At 71.1% G+C, this 13796-nt stretch carries 11 protein-coding genes; 4 read left to right on the top strand and 7 right to left on the bottom strand.

Annotated elements, in window-relative coordinates; all coding sequences use genetic code 11:
• Nucleotides 1-19: 19 nt before the first annotated feature.
• The 3 genes from Sspor_RS13490 to Sspor_RS13480 all read right to left on the bottom strand — a co-directional run bounded on the left by Sspor_RS13490 (nt 20) and on the right by Sspor_RS13480 (nt 2990).
• A complete protein-coding gene (locus Sspor_RS13490) occupies nt 20-1009 on the bottom strand; it encodes an ACP S-malonyltransferase (protein WP_202199362.1) in 990 nt (329 codons plus the stop codon).
• A gap of 143 nt (nt 1010-1152) precedes the next feature.
• Complete coding sequence (locus tag Sspor_RS13485) at nt 1153-2004, bottom strand: ABC transporter permease (RefSeq protein ID WP_202199361.1); 852 nt, start codon at nt 2002-2004, stop codon at nt 1153-1155.
• Nucleotides 2001-2990, bottom strand: coding sequence for an ABC transporter ATP-binding protein (locus tag Sspor_RS13480; protein ID WP_237403853.1), 990 nt, complete (start codon nt 2988-2990; stop codon nt 2001-2003). The genes Sspor_RS13485 and Sspor_RS13480 overlap by 4 nt, the downstream gene beginning before the upstream one ends.
• Nucleotides 2991-3418: 428 nt before the next feature.
• On the opposite strand from Sspor_RS13480, the gene Sspor_RS13475 reads away from it, so the two are divergent.
• From Sspor_RS13475 to Sspor_RS13460, 4 genes are all read left to right on the top strand, one after another.
• Nucleotides 3419-4486, top strand: coding sequence for a glucose-1-phosphate thymidylyltransferase (locus Sspor_RS13475; RefSeq protein ID WP_202199359.1), 1068 nt, complete (start codon nt 3419-3421; stop codon nt 4484-4486).
• On the top strand, nt 4483-4629 hold the full coding sequence (locus Sspor_RS13470) for a hypothetical protein (protein WP_202199358.1): 147 nt from the start codon (nt 4483-4485) through the stop codon (nt 4627-4629). Before Sspor_RS13475 ends, Sspor_RS13470 begins: the two co-directional genes overlap by 4 nt.
• Nucleotides 4626-5270, top strand: a complete 645-nt coding sequence (locus tag Sspor_RS13465; RefSeq protein WP_202199357.1) for a thioesterase II family protein — start codon at nt 4626-4628, stop codon at nt 5268-5270. Before Sspor_RS13470 ends, Sspor_RS13465 begins: the two co-directional genes overlap by 4 nt.
• Before the next feature lie 259 nt (nt 5271-5529).
• On the top strand, nt 5530-6933 hold the full coding sequence (locus Sspor_RS13460) for a class I adenylate-forming enzyme family protein (RefSeq protein ID WP_202199356.1): 1404 nt from the start codon (nt 5530-5532) through the stop codon (nt 6931-6933).
• Nucleotides 6934-7007: 74 nt separating this feature from the next.
• On the opposite strand, the gene Sspor_RS13455 is transcribed toward Sspor_RS13460, so the two are convergent.
• The 4 genes from Sspor_RS13455 to Sspor_RS13440 form a co-directional block, all read right to left on the bottom strand.
• Nucleotides 7008-8669 (bottom strand): flavin monoamine oxidase family protein, encoded by a 1662-nt coding sequence (locus Sspor_RS13455; protein WP_202199355.1) that lies wholly within the window; start codon nt 8667-8669, stop codon nt 7008-7010.
• 173 nt (nt 8670-8842) lie between these two features.
• Complete coding sequence (locus Sspor_RS13450; RefSeq protein WP_202199354.1) at nt 8843-9574, bottom strand: 4'-phosphopantetheinyl transferase family protein; 732 nt, start codon at nt 9572-9574, stop codon at nt 8843-8845.
• Nucleotides 9571-10524: a metallophosphoesterase family protein gene (locus Sspor_RS13445; RefSeq protein ID WP_202199353.1), complete on the bottom strand. Its 954-nt coding sequence runs from the start codon at nt 10522-10524 to the stop codon at nt 9571-9573. The genes Sspor_RS13450 and Sspor_RS13445 overlap by 4 nt, the downstream gene beginning before the upstream one ends.
• The gene (locus Sspor_RS13440; RefSeq protein WP_237403852.1) at nt 10505-13699 is read right to left on the bottom strand and encodes a helix-turn-helix transcriptional regulator; all 3195 of its coding nucleotides are present in this window, start codon (nt 13697-13699) and stop codon (nt 10505-10507) included. Before Sspor_RS13440 ends, Sspor_RS13445 begins: the two co-directional genes overlap by 20 nt.
• Between the last annotated feature and the right edge of the window lie 97 nt (nt 13700-13796).

The raw sequence follows: 13796 nt of genomic DNA, 5'->3' as shown, positions 1-13796 counted from the left end.
CGGCCCTTGTCCGTGGTCGTCAGGCGACGCGCCGCTCACGCTCACGGGAGCGCTTCTTCGGCAGCCCCACCGTCACGACCTCGAAGCTGTCCTTGGTGAGGTCGAGGCGGTGGAAGAGGTTGTCGGGGCCGGACACGCACACCGTGCCCACGCCGAGCCCCTTCAGCGACGCCACCACACTCGGCCAGTGGATGGGCCGGTCGAAGGTGTCCAGCATCATCGTGCGCATCCCGGCGGCGTCCCGGACGACCGTGCCGTCCTGGTCGGCGACCACGGGCAGGGCGGGGTCGGCCAGCTCGTACCCGGCGAACACCTCCTCCTCCGCCTTCCGGCGCAGCGCCGAGAAGGCCGCCGCGTGCACGGGCGGGCGCATCGAGTACATGGAGTAGCCGCCTGCCGCGCTGATGCCCGCCTTCAGCCCTTCGAGCTCCTTCTCCTGTACGGACACCATGTGGAAACCGGCGTCCAGCCGGCCCGAGATGTCGTACCAGGCGCCGCGGTCGTCGAAGCCGGCGAGGATCTCGTCCAGCCGTTCCTGCGGGGTGCGGACGAAGGAGTGCGTGACGACGTCCTCGTACGCGCCGGTGAAGTACTCCTCCTCGCAGCGGGCCAGGTCCGCGGTGAGCCGGACGACGTCCGCGAAGGGCAGCGATCCGACGAAGGCGGCGGCGGCCTTCTGGCCGAAGCTCGGGCCGGTGCAGACGGTGGGAGAGATGCCGAGCGTGTCCACCGCCCGGTCGGCCATCGCCATCGAGTTCACCAGGAAGGCGATCTGCGAATAGACCGAGTAGTCCTCCTCGGAGGTGCGGAATCGGTCGAACACCGAATAGCCGAGCGCCTCGTCGGCCTCTGCGAGGCGCTGACGCGCGTAGGGGTCGAGCAGAAGGAACTTTCCGACCTCCGCGAATGCCGAGGGGCCCATGCCGGGAAAGACGATGGCCGTCCCGGTCCGGTCGGCACGACCGGCGGAATCGGTCGGGGGAGTCTGCTCGGAATCGGAATTGGTCATGATCCGTGAATGCCTTTGCTTCCGGGACGGCGCCGGCAGGCACCTGCCGGCGTCACTGACGAGGAACGGCCCCGCACCCGGCCGGACGCGAATGCGCCGGGCCGGGCACGAGGCCGGAGAGGGACGAACGAGGAGGGGCGCGGTCAGTCCTGCGCCCTGCGGTGGAACCCCATGATGCCGATGAGTCCGAAGAGCACGATCGCGCCGCTCAGGGCGAGCAGATCGATCCACAGCGGAATCGAGCCGGGACCGCCGGGCGGCAGCAGCAGGGCGCGGATCCCCTCGCTGACGTAGGTCAGCGGGTTGATGGCGCACAGTGCCTGGAACCAGCGGATGTCCGCCAGGCTGTGCCAGGGGAACTGGGTGCAGCCGGTGAACATCAGCGGAGTCAGCGTCACCGCGAAGATGACGCTGATGTGCCGCGGCGGGGCCAGCGTGCCGATGGTGAGGCCCACCGTGCTGCCCGCCAGCGCACCCATCAGCAGCACGCCCAGCGTGGGCAGGAAGCTGTCCATCGGCCAGGACACGTCGTCGAGGATCAGGAAGCCGACGGGGATCATCACCAGCGAGGCGATGATCCCGCGCAGCGCCCCGAAGACCAGCTTCTCGACGGCCACCAGGCTGGTGGGGATCGGCGCGAGGAGGCGGTCCTCGATCTCCTTGGTCCAGGAGAAGTCGATGACCAGGGGCAGCGCCGTGTTCTGCAGGCTGACCAGGAAACTGTTGAGCGCCACCACGCCCGGCAGCAGGATCTGCTGGAACCCGCCGCTGGTGTAACCGAGTTCGCCGAGGACCTTACCGAAGACGAACAGGATGAAGAACGGCTCCACGAGCACCTGGGCGAGGAAGGGGCCCAGTTCGCGGCCGGTGACGAAGATGTCCCGCCACAGGATGAAGAAGAACGTGCGGGTCGCGGTGCGTACGTCGGTACGCGCCGGCCGCAGCTCCGCCGGGAAGTCGGCGACCGGGTCGGGTGCCGCGAGGGTGGTCGTCATCGCAGCTCCCGGCCGGTGAGCTTGATGAAGACGTCCTCCAGGGTCGCGGTTCCGACACTCATGTCCTTGATGTCATGACTCGCTTCCGTCAGGGCCGTGATGGCGGTCGGCAGCACCGCGCCGGACGGCGCGTCGCTGTAGAGGCGAAGCCGTACCGGCGCGGGCGCGCCGCCCTGCTCCTTCGCCTCCTCCTGGTGCACGATCTCGACCCGCTCGACCGTCTCGATCTTCTCCAGCAGGGCCACGACGCTCTCGGGCCCGTGCCCCGCGGGCTGCACGGTGAAGGCGAGGGTGGTGCTGCTCAGGCTCCGCGTCAGGGCCTGCGGGGTGTCGAGGGCGAGCAGCCGGCCGTGGTCGACGATGCCGACGCGGTCGCAGAGCTTGGCGGCCTCGTCCATGTCGTGCGTGGTCAGCACGGTGGTCACACCGCGCTTGCTCAGCTCGGCCACGCGCTCGTGGATGAACAGCCGTGCCTGCGGGTCGAGTCCGGTGGCGGGCTCGTCGAGGAAGAGCACCTCGGGGCGGTGCATCAGGGCCCGGGCGATCATCACGCGCTGGGCCTGGCCGCCGGAGAGCTCGTCGCCGCGGGCCTTGCCCCGGTCGGCGAGGCCCACCCACTCCAGGCACTCGTCGGCGAGCCGCCCGCGTTCGGACCGGCTCATGCCGTGGTAGCCGGCGTGGAAGGTCAGGTTCTGCCGGAGGGTCAGCGACCGGTCGAGGTTGTTGCGCTGCGGTACGACGGCGAAGGCCCGGCGCGCCTGGGCGGGGTGGGCCACGACGTCGACGCCCTGGACGAACGCGCGTCCCGCCGTGGGGGCCACGCGGGTGGTGAGGATGCCGATGGTCGTCGTCTTGCCCGCCCCGTTCGGGCCGAGGAATCCGAAGACCTCGCCCCTGCGGACCGAGAAGCTCAGGTCGTCCACCGCCGGTCGGTCGCGGCTCCGGTACTTCTTGACTAGTCCGTCGACCACGACGGCGGAATCCACGGGTCGTTTAGAGTTCATTTACGCCTGCGAATCAAGCGGGACGCGGCAACGGCAGTCCGGGGGATTCGCACAGGAAAGTCGCGTGACCGGCCGCGCGTCGAGCGCCGACTGAATAGGGCAGAGAAGTGGTGCGGAATCTTTCTAACATGCGGGGCGTCGTGATGGCTCAACTACCCTTCCCGCTAGGGGGAACTGGGGAACCTTAGGGGGGAGTAGGGGGTGCGGGCGGTGAATCGGGGAGCCATTCGGGCAACCCCTAATTGAAAGCCTCTTGAGCGGTGAGTGTTGCGGTTCTGTCGAATGTGCTCATAGCATCTGCGGGTGATCGCGCCGAATTGTTGTTCGCAAAATAAAGCGTCGGCGGGTCGTGTGTCCACGGGCTTCGGGCCGCTGTCCTCGCTCGCCACACCACTCAGCGAGGAGACCCCGTGAAGGCACTCGTCCTGGCGGGGGGATCAGGCACCCGCCTGCGCCCCCTGACCCACACCTCGGCCAAGCAACTCGTCCCGGTGGCCAACAAACCCATCCTCTTCTACGTCCTCGAAGGGATCGCCGACGCCGGCGTCACCGATGTAGGCGTCATCGTGGGGGAGACGGCCGACGAGATCAGGGAAGCCGTCGGCGACGGCTCCCGCTTCGGCATCAGCGTCACCTACCTCCCGCAGCACCAGCCGCTCGGGCTGGCCCACGCGGTGCGCATCGCACGGGACTGGCTGGGCGAGGACGACTTCGTGATGTACCTCGGCGACAACTTCCTGCTCGGCGGGATCAACGAGCAGCTGGAGGAGTTCCGCACCCGGCGGCCCGCGGCGCAGATCATGCTCACCCAGGTCCCCGATCCCTCCGCCTTCGGTGTCGTCACCCTCGACGAGGCGGGCCGGGTCACCGGTCTTGAGGAGAAGCCGGAGTTCCCCAAGAGCGACCTGGCCCTGGTCGGCGTGTACTTCTTCACCGCCGCCGTGCACGACGCCGTGGACGCCATCAAGCCCTCCGCCCGCGGCGAGCTGGAGATCACCGACGCCATCCAGTGGCTCCTCGACCAGGGGCTCGGCATCGCGTCCTCCACGGTCAACGGCTACTGGAAGGACACCGGCAACGCCACCGACATGCTGGAGGCCAACCGCTCGGTGCTCGACGGCCTGACCCCGTACTGCAAGGGCTCCGTCGACGACAAGAGCGAACTGGTCGGCCGGGTCGTCGTCGAGGACGGCGCGGTGATCACCCGCTCCCGGATCATGGGGCCTGCCGTCATCGGCCGCAGCACCCGCGTCGAGGACTCCTACATCGGCCCGTTCACCTCCGTCGCGGAGGACTGCGTGGTCGTCGACAGCGAGATCGAGTACTCCATCGTGCTGGCCGGCGCGGCCATCGACGGCGTCCGCCGCATCGAGGCCTCCATGATCGGCCGTCAGGCCCAGGTCACCCCCGCGCCCCGCACCCCCCAGGCCCACCGTCTGATCCTCGGCGACCACAGCAAGGTACAGATCCGTTCATGAACATCCTCCTCACGGGAGCGGTCGGCTTAACGCGTTCCCACCTCGTACGCACGGTCCTCGGCCCGGACGCGCTGACCCGCGTCCGGTACAGAACCGGCCGACCGTACCGGGCGGCGCACGAGGCGGAGCTCCAGGGCGCATGACTTATGAGTGCACCCAGCACTCCACGAGGGAGACCACCCCCGACGACGTCAGCCTGATCCAGATCCGGCAGCCGGCGATCCCGAGCAGCTACCGCATGATCTGTTTCCCCAGCTCACGGAACTCCTCGGTCTGCTACCTGGCCATGTCGGAGCTGCTGCTGCCCACCGTGGAACTGCTCATCGTCCAGTACCCGGCCCTGACCTCCGAGGAGGAGCACTCGGCCGAGGAGGACGCGGCGCTCGCCGACAAGATCTTCGAGTCCGTCCGGGGCTGGGCCGACCGTCCGCTCGCCCTCTTCGGGCACCGTCTCGGCGCCGAACTCGCCTACGCCGTCGCCCAGCGGCTGGAACGGGAGACCGACGCGGCCCCCCTGACCCTGTTCGTCTCCGGACGTACGGGACCGGGCCACGGCGGCAGCATCGGCCCGCCCGCGCTCAGCTGCCGGGTCGTCGCCCTGGCCGGGCACCACGACCCCCGCGCGCCCCTGGCCGGGGTACGGGCCTGGCGGCGCTGCACGGCGGGGCGGTTCGACCTGGAGGTCTTTCCCCGCACGCGCGGATACCTCGAATCGCACCGCCGCGAAGTCGTCAACCTCGTGCACGACCAGCTGATCTCGCTCCGCGGACCGGAGCCCGACTGACCGCGGCCGGGGCTCCGCTGCGCCGCGCCGAAGCAGGGGCGGTAGGGGCGGGACAGGGGTACCCGCGCCGCCCCCCGCTGCCTAGCGTGCCGTGTGGAGACCCGCGTCCACGGGCGGGACCGATCGATCTCCCCCATCTCTTGTGAAGCTCGCGAATCCCGCGACCCACCCCTGAACGCGCCCGGTCACGCCGTCGGCACGGCGCACCGCACGCCGGCTCCGGTCACGTTCGGCCCAGAGGAAGGACAGTGTGCGACCGATGACCGCGAAGATCTTTGCAGCCGACTCGGTACGGCCCGTCGAAGAGTTCGAGCAGGACGCCCTCCGCGTCGCCGATGTGATCCGCGAACGCGGAGTCGGCCTCGGCGACCGGGTCATGCTGAAGGCCGGCAACTCGGCGAGCTACGTCTGTGTGCTGTACGCGCTGATGCACGTCGGCGCCTCGATCGTCCTCGTCGACCAGCAGGAGCACATGGAGGAGACCCGCCGTATCGCGCTGCGTACCGGCGTCAAGGTCACCTTCGTCGACGACGAGACCCCGATCGACCAGGAAGCCGACCCCATCCACCTGTACGAGCTCATGGTCGCCACCGCGAACCGGCCGCCCGTCGACCGCGCCCTGTCGTTCGACGCCTGGGGCGAGCTGTCCGACGGCCTCATCATGTGGACCTCGGGCTCCACCGGATCGCCCAAGGGCGTGGTGAAGTCCGGCGGGAAGTTCCTGACCAATCTGCGGCGCAACGCCCATCAGGTCGGCCACCGGCCCGACGACGTGCTGATGCCGCTCCTGCCGTTCGCCCACCAGTACGGCCTGTCGATGGTGCTCATCGCCTGGCTCACCCGCTGCTCCCTGGTGATCGCCCCCTACCGGCGGCTGGACCGCGCGCTGCGCATGGCCCGCGACTCCGGCACCACGGTCATCGACGCGACCCCCTCCAGCTACCGGAGCATCCTCAGCCTGGTGACGAGGAAGCCGGCACTGCGCGCGCACCTGGCGGGCACCCGGATGTTCTGCGTCGGCGCGGCCCCGCTCGACGCGCCGCTGGTGGAGAGCTACGTACAGGAGTTCGGGCTGCCGCTGCTCGACAGCTACGGCTCGACGGAGCTGAACAACATCGCCTTCGCCACCCTCGACAACCCGGTCTCCTGCGGCCGCGCCATGGAGGGCATCGCGCTCCGGATCGTCGACGAGGACGGCCGGGAACTGGCGGCCGGGCAGCCGGGCGAGATCGAGGTCGACACGCCCGACGCACTCGAAGGGCAGATAGCCGACGACGGTTCGATCGTGCCCGCCGCCACTGGCTGGCAGCGAACGGGCGACCTCGGCCACCTCGACGCGGACGGCAACCTCTACGTCCTGGGACGCAAGTTCGCCGTGCACCGCATGGGCTACACCCTCTATCCCGAGCTCATCGAGCGCAAGGTCGCCGCCGAGGGCTGCCCGACCCGGATCGTGCCCCTGCCGGACGAACTGCGCGGCTCCCAGCTGGTCTTCTTCGTCGAGGACGACGAACAGCGGGACGCCGCCTACTGGCGGGAGCGGCTGTGTGCGCTGCTGCCCGCCTTCGAGCAGCCCAACAAGGTCGTCGTCCTGGAGCAGTTCCCGCTCAACCGCAACGGCAAGCCGGACAAGAAGCAGCTGACGCGGATGGCCACCGAGTAGACACCGGCCGGTACACGCCGATGGCGCCTCCACCCGAGCGTGGGGGCGCCATCGGCGTGCGGGGGTCGCGCGCCTCAGCCGTCGTAGGGGAGGTCGACGGGAGCCAGCGCGTCGAACAGGTCGCCGGGGCCCGGGTTGCCGGGAGGGGTGGCCCCGCCCAGGTGGTCCAGTACGCCCCACACCGCGTTCAGCGCCGTGGTGACCGCGCCCTCCGCGAAGCCCGCCGTCCACGACACGTCGTCGCCGCAGAGGAAGAAGCCGCGCTGGCCTTGCGGCAGCCCCCGCTGCATGAACTGCGTGAACAGCCTGCGCTGGTAGCGGTACTGGCCCGGCAGATTGGACTTGAACGCGCCCATGAAGTGCGGCTCGCTCTCCCATGTGATGCCGAGGGGGTCACCGATGACGTGGGAGCGGATGTCGACGCCGGGATAGATCACGCCGAGCTTCTCCAGCAGCACGTCCAGCCGCTCGGCCGCGCTCAGCGTCGCCATCTTCAGCGAGTCGTCGTTCCAGGTGTACGACAGGCACATCACGCCGGGGCGGTCCGGCCCGTCGTCGAAGAGGTAGACCCCGCGCGGCATCCGGTCCGTGAGCGTCATACTCATGACCGGAAGGCCGGTCCGCGGGTCCGTGTCGTTCCAGAAGGGCCGGTCGGTCAGGACGAACAGTTTGGAGGCACCCATGTAGTGGGTGCGCTCCACAGCGGTCCACAGCGGCGCCGTCAGCAGCGCCGGTTCGCACGTGACCCGGTTGAGCAGAGTCCACACGTGCGGCGTGTACACCACCGCCGCGAACCGCTCCCGGTGCCCGTCGGCGTCGGTGACGAGGAAGCCGTCGCCGTCCCTGGCGACGGCCCGCACCCGCGACCGGGCCGTCCCGCCGTGCAGGGAGGCCAGCGAGGTACCGGCCGGCCAGTGCGCGCAGTCCCGCGGCCGGTGCTCCCACAGCCCGCGCGGCACCTGCTGGGAGCCGCCGTCGATGGCGACCTGGTTGTCGTCCGCCTCGGTGTAGACGACGCGCAGGATCTCCAGGAGCGAGTTGGGGAAGTCGGTGTCCCAGCCGCCGGTGCCGAACCCCACCTGCCCGAAGATCTCCCGGTGGCGGAACGACTGGAACGCCGAACTGGTCGCGAGGAACCCGTAGAACGACTGGTCGTCGAACTCCCTGACCAGCCGGTTCCATATCTGCTTCAGAGTCTCGACGTCGCGGCGCCGGACGGCGTCCCGCATGGTGGCCAGCTCGGCTCTCTCCTGCAGGGCCTTCTCCCAGGCCGCGGCCACCTCCTGGTACACGTCGGGCAGTTGCTCCACACCCTGCGCGGTGTGCCGTACGCCGCCGAGGTCGATGAGAGTGCTCGGGGTGTTCGCCGCCAGCGGGTTGGGGAAGGGGCTGGTCCGCAGCCCCAGCAGGTCGATGTAGTGGAACAGCGAGCGCGCGGAGAGCGGGAAGCGCATCGCCCCCATCTCCGCCACGCGGTCGGGCTGCCCGGGGAAGGGCACCGAGCGCATCCGGCCACCCAGCTGCTCTGCCTCGTACACGACCGGGCGCAGGCCCAGCCGCATCAGTTCGTACGCGGCGGTCATCCCCGCCATGCCCCCGCCGACCACCGCCACCGGCGTGCCGGCGCGTTCGGGCGGAAGGGAGCCGAGCCCGTCCGGGTGGCGCAGCCAGCCGTCGTAGGAGAACGGGAAGTCGGGCACCAGCATGGTGGTCGGAGCCGGGCTGACTGACGTCATCTGGAAAACCTCTCGGGCCGATTCGACATCGCTTCCAGGGGAACCGGAGACATGTCCGGGCTGAGCCGGAAATCGCGGCGTCGAGCCGGGCCCGTAAGGCGGGACATCGAAGCGGCCGTGCGCAGTCGTGCCGGTCATCCCACGCTATTGACCGGCAGTTGACGCGACAACCCCTATCCACCCTTGTGGCGGTCCGGGCCCGGACGGCATGACACCGTGGTCGCCGCGCGAGAGGCGGGCACGGTGATGGCCGTCACGATGATGCCGCGGTCCGAGAGCCAGCGGCCCGTGAACGTATGCACCGGCCGGCCGTCGGGACCGGGCCGCGGACGCAGAATACGGGCCGTGAACGTGCCCTGCGGCCGGCCGGCCGGGCCCTCCTCGTGCCGGAAGGAGATGTCGGCGTCGTCGAAGTCCAGCTCGGTGCCCAGCAGCGGATACCAGGTCTTGTAGACCGCTTCCTTGGCGCTGAAGAGCAGACGGTCCCGGCACAGGCGCGCCCCGAAGCCTCCTGAACGGGCCCAGGCCAGCTCGCGCGGGAGCGCGATCGACTCCAGGACCCCGCCGGGCAGGGGCAGATCGGGTTCGGCGTCGATGCCGATCATCGCGAGGTCGGTGTCCCGGGCCAGGGCGGCGGCCCGGTAGCCGGCGCAGTGGGTCATGCTGCCGACCACGCCCTCGGGCCACCGGGGCGCGTTGCGCACCCCGGGCAGTACGGGGGCCGGGGGCAGCCCCAGTGCCGCGAGGGCGCGCCGGGCGCAGGCCCGTACGGTGGTGAACTCCTCGCGGCGCAGCTCCGTCGTGCGGGCGACGAGCGCCGCCTCCTCCGGGTGGAGCGTCGCCGAGCCGTCCGGGCCGAAGACGTCGCTCGCGACCGCCCCGCCGGGGAGCAGGTCCTCGATCATGCCCGCGCCTCCTGCGGGGCGTTCCCCGTGCCGGTGCCGGTGCCGGTGCCGGTGCCGGTGCCGGGCTGCGGGGTGTACGGCAGGATCTGCCGCAGCAGGCCCTTGGGATGGCCGCGGCGGCGCCACTCGCGCGGATAGCCGATCGACACCTCTTCGAAGCGCACCCCGTCGTACCAGGTGGTCCGGGGAATGTGCAGATGTCCGTACACCACGGCGGCCGTGGTGAACCTGCGGTGCCAGTCGGCGGTCAGCACCGTGCCGCACCACTGCGCGAACTCCGGGTGCCACAGCACGTCCGTGGGCTCGCGCACCAGCGGGAAGTGGTTGACCAGGACGAGCGGCACCGCCGGATCGTGCGCCGTCAGCCGCCGCCGGGTCGCGGCGACGCGGGCCCGGCACCAGTCGTCCCGGCCGGGGTACGGGTCGGGGTGCAGCAGGTACTCGTCCGTGCACACCACGCCCGCCTCGTGCGCCCGGGCCAGCGACTCCTCCTTCGTGGCGGTGCCCGCCACCCGGAAGGTGTAGTCGTACAGCAGGAACAGCGGAGCGACCGCGACCGGGCCCCCGGGGCCCTCCCACACCGGCCACGGGTCCTCGGGAGTGACCACGCCCAGTCCCCGGCACATCTCCACGAGGTGCCGGTAGCGCTCCTCGCCGCGCAGCTGGACCTTGTCCTCGCGCGGGGTCCACAGCTCGTGGTTGCCCGGTGTCCATACGACCTTGGCGAAGCGCCCGGCCAGCAGGCGCAGCGCCCACTCGATGTCCTCGGTCATCTCGCCGACGTCGCCGGCCACGATCAGCCAGTCGTCCGGGTGGGAGGGGCGCAGCGACTCGGTGATGGGCCGGTTGTCGGCCATTCCGATGTGCAGATCGCTCACGGCGAGCAGCCGGGGCCCGGGCTGCGGGGCGGGGGCGGTCGTGGTGAGGGGGTCAGGCGGTGTGTGCGACATCGATGTCCAAACTGACCGGTAGGTCCTGACGGTGCGTGATGTTGATCTTCCGGTAGACCCGGGTCAGATGCTGCTCGACCGTGCTGACGGTGATGAAGAGCTTGGCCCCGATCTCCCGATTGGTGTAACCGTGGGCCGCCAGCGCCGCCACCCTGCGCTCCGCGTCCGTCAGCGACGACACCGCCGCGGACTGGGGGCGGACGACATCGGCCGGAGCGGCGGGGCGCGGCTGCGAAGCGGGCGGCGCGGGCTGGCTCGGCTGCAGGGAGCGGTACAGCTCCCGGGCGCCGCAGCCCTCGGCGATCCGCCACGCCCTCCGGGTGTGCACCTTGCCCTGGGACGGGTCGCCGAGCTGCTTGTGCGCCTGCCCGAGATCGGTCAGCGCCCGCGCCAGCTCGTACCAGTCGCCGTCCTCCTGGAGCAGCGCGACCGCCTCGCCGAGCAGCGCCGGACGTTCGCGGAGCGGACGGGCCCCCGCGAGCACCCGCAGCGCGTGGCCGCGCACCCGCTGACCGGCGTCACCGGCGAGCTGCTCGCGGGCGAAACGTTCCGCCTGGTCGCGGCTGCCCAGTGCCAGCCAGGCCTCGGCGACGCCGACCCGCCAGGGCACCAGCGCCGAACGGTCCATGTCCCAGCGCCGCATCAGCTCGCCGCAGGCCGTGAAGTCGTTGAGCGCCGCGTGATGGCGCCCTGTGGCCAGCTGGTGCCGGCCGCGCGCGTACAGATAGTGCAGCCCGTAGCGCGTCATGAGCATCTCCTCGGGCACCGGGCGGTGCACCAGCTCCGCCGCGGCCTCGTGGTCGCCCATCGCCGTCCGCGCCTCGATGAGGGCCGACAGCGGCATCCCGATGCCCACGCCCCAGCTGTGCGGCGGCACCTGCTCCAGCGCCTGCTCCGCCAGCCGGCTGCTCTCCGCCAGATGGCCCCGGCGCAGCGACATGTGCGCGCGCATCGCGCGCAGCACCGCCGTCCACCCGGGCGCCCCGAGGTCCGCGGCCTCCACCAGCAGCCGGTCGGCCCACAGGGTCGCCGTACCCAGCCGGTCCGCGTAGAGGAGCGCCAGCAGGCACGCGCGCATGCCGAGGTGTGTCTCCTCCGTCAGCCGCGTGCTGGTCAGCGTCCGTTCGGCGCTGTCGGCGAAGTCCTCCGCCGCCGCGTCCCGCGTTCCCCCGCTGCCGCGCAGCACGCCGTGCAGCACCCTCGCCGCGGCCAGGCGGCTCTCCAACGGCGCCGACGGACGTTCGCCGCCGCCGTGTGCCGGGACCGGCCCGTCACCCATGTGTTCGAGCGCCGTCGGATACGTGCTGGCCAGGATGAGCCGCAGCGCCCTGAGCTCGGCGGCGAGGACGGCGTCCGGGGACTGGTGCAGCTCGTCGACAGCCTGGCGGATCGCGGTGGCCGCGTCGTCCGTCCAGCCGTTCCACAACAGGTCGCAGACCAGCCGCACGGTGTCGACGGGCGGCAGCAGGCCGTCCCGTACCGCCCCCAGCAGTGACCGTAACTGGTGGGCCCACGCGGACGGTTTGACCCGCCAGATGAACTTGGCCAGGTTCGCCCGCAGCTGCATCCGCTCCGTCTCGTCGCGGCAGCAGCTCTCCGCCATCCGCAGACAGCGCACCGCGAACCCGACCCGCTGCACGGCCAGCGCCGCACGCGCGGCCTCGCTCAGCACCCGCGACACCCACTCCTCGTCGGGGGCGCGCATCTCGTGGCTGAGCAGTTGGGCCGCGACGGTCAGCGGTGCCGCCCCGTCCTCGTACAGCAGCAGGGCCGCCCGCCGGCGCAGCCGCGTCGCCGCGTCGTCGGTCAGGCTCTCCACCACCGCGGTCCGCACGCCGTCGTGCCGGAACCTGGAATTCTCCAGGACCCCCGCCTCGTCGAGGGCGGTGACCACCTGTTCCACGGTCCGCTCCTCGACCTCCACGAGCCGGGCGAGCAGCGCCACCGATCCGACGCAGCCCAGCAGGGCGATGCCCTGGGCGACCCGCAGGCCGTCGGACCCCGTGCGGTGCACACAGATCAGTGCGCTGTGCAGGAACTGTTCGCCCGCGGGGGGCGTGCCGTCGACGGCGTCCCCGGCCCCGGCCGACGCGGTGCCCGCACCGGGTACGTGCTCCTCGCGGCCGATGCCGAGGTCCATGTCCTCGGTGATGTGGATGCCGGGGCCCGCGCAGACGGCGTCGTCGCCGTCCGAGGGATCGAGCGGGTCCACCGCGCCCGTCGGGGTCACGTGGTCCTGGCCGTCCATGACGCCCTGCGGGTGCGGGTGGTCCGCGGCGTCCGGGCCGGCCGCCGAGAGCCGCTGCAGGCTGAGCCGGTCCTCGATGAGCCCATGGACGAGCAGGGGGTTGCCACCGGTCGCCGCGTGGACGGACACGGCCGGCGGAGCGGACCGTGACGCGTGGGCCGCGGGCTGCTCCGTACCGGACTCCGGGGCCCGGGCCGCGAGCAGCCGGCCGACGCCGTCGACGCTGAGCGGACTCAGCCGGATGTGCAACCCCCGCGACCGGTGCAGCAGTTCCTCCAGGACGCGTGGCGGTGTGCCGCCCGCGTCCGGGCCGCGGGTCACCATCAGCGAGATCACGGCACCGGAGGAGGGGGCCCGGTGCAGCGCGTGCGCGAGGCACTGCAGCGACTGCGGATCGGCGTACTGCACGTCGTCGAGGGCGATCAGGACCGGCCCCCGCGCGCAGACTCCCGCGAGCTGGGACTGGAAGGCCATGAGGGTCTCGGCGGGGACCGGCTCCGACTCCGCCCGCGGATCCGATCCCAGCGCCACGTCCGGGCCGGCCTGGGCGTCACGCAGCAGCTGCTCCACCACGCCGAACGGCATCGCCTGCTCCGCGGGTGAGGTCACCGCGGTGAGGACACGCGGTCCCGCGTCGGCCGTGAGCTCCAGTACGCGATGGAGGAGCGCCGTCTTCCCCGAAGCCACAGGCCCGTTGATCACGGCGATCCGGCCGGTCCCGGCCGTCGTTCCGGGCGCCGTGCCGGATGCGACACCGGATACGAAGGAGGTCAGTCTTTCGATCTGTTCGTCCCGCTCCACCAACACAGCTGCAAAAGCCTTCCCGATGCGATTGAAGTGGCGTACGCCGGATGCTATTTCCGCAACGTGGACACTCTCCCCGTACCCGCACGTACAGGCATAGTTGTCGGCGCGTAAGGAGCGCATGAGGGCTCACTGCGCTCACTACAGGCCGGACGACACCCCAGTTCTTCCCGTTCGGCGGGTCCGTTCGAACTGTACCAATGTCCCGGGGGCCGATTGA

The organism is Streptomyces spororaveus, assembly GCF_016755875.1.
In the GTDB taxonomy this organism is placed as follows: Bacteria; Actinomycetota; Actinomycetes; order Streptomycetales; family Streptomycetaceae; genus Streptomyces; species Streptomyces spororaveus.
This window is presented reverse-complemented; position numbering and strand designations above follow the sequence as displayed.

Coding starts and splice junctions, on each gene's coding strand:
- Sspor_RS13490 (WP_202199362.1), bottom strand. CDS start 1,009: ATGACCAATTCCGATTCCGAGCAGACTCCCCCGACCGATTCCGCCGGT.
- Sspor_RS13485 (WP_202199361.1), bottom strand. CDS start 2,004: ATGACGACCACCCTCGCGGCACCCGACCCGGTCGCCGACTTCCCGGCG.
- Sspor_RS13470 (WP_202199358.1), top strand. CDS start 4,483: ATGAACATCCTCCTCACGGGAGCGGTCGGCTTAACGCGTTCCCACCTC.
- Sspor_RS13465 (WP_202199357.1), top strand. CDS start 4,626: ATGACTTATGAGTGCACCCAGCACTCCACGAGGGAGACCACCCCCGAC.
- Sspor_RS13460 (WP_202199356.1), top strand. CDS start 5,530: ATGACCGCGAAGATCTTTGCAGCCGACTCGGTACGGCCCGTCGAAGAG.
- Sspor_RS13455 (WP_202199355.1), bottom strand. CDS start 8,669: ATGACGTCAGTCAGCCCGGCTCCGACCACCATGCTGGTGCCCGACTTC.
- Sspor_RS13450 (WP_202199354.1), bottom strand. CDS start 9,574: ATGATCGAGGACCTGCTCCCCGGCGGGGCGGTCGCGAGCGACGTCTTC.
- Sspor_RS13445 (WP_202199353.1), bottom strand. CDS start 10,524: ATGTCGCACACACCGCCTGACCCCCTCACCACGACCGCCCCCGCCCCG.
- Sspor_RS13440 (WP_237403852.1), bottom strand. CDS start 13,699: ATGCGCTCCTTACGCGCCGACAACTATGCCTGTACGTGCGGGTACGGG.